Raw genomic sequence first — 215 nt, 5'->3', positions numbered from 1 at the left:
AAGCAACGCAGCAAGAGTTCCATCTCAGCGGTCTGTACCTGAAAGTCCTCACTCTCCCTGTATAGTTCGGCAATCTCTTCATCATCAAACCAATAGCGGAAACCTGACTTTAGCAGGGCTTTGGCTTCAGCATAGACATTGTCCATTGAAATACGCTTGGCTTTCTCTATGTCTATGGAAAGTACTTCAAAGGGCAGGAACCTTCTGCTGCCTGT

1 protein-coding gene is annotated in these 215 nt (G+C 46.5%); it reads right to left on the bottom strand.

The annotated features are described in order from the left end of the window. Nucleotides 1-215 (bottom strand): virulence-associated E family protein (locus HMPREF2983_RS05670; protein WP_246829358.1); only part of this gene is annotated, 215 nt, incomplete at both ends.

Origin of the sequence: Prevotella sp. HMSC077E09 (genome assembly GCF_001814685.1) — a bacterium.
Classification (GTDB): domain Bacteria; phylum Bacteroidota; class Bacteroidia; order Bacteroidales; family Bacteroidaceae; genus Prevotella; species Prevotella oris.
The sequence above is the reverse complement of the archived record's forward strand: the minus strand, read 5'-3'. Positions and strand labels throughout refer to the sequence as shown.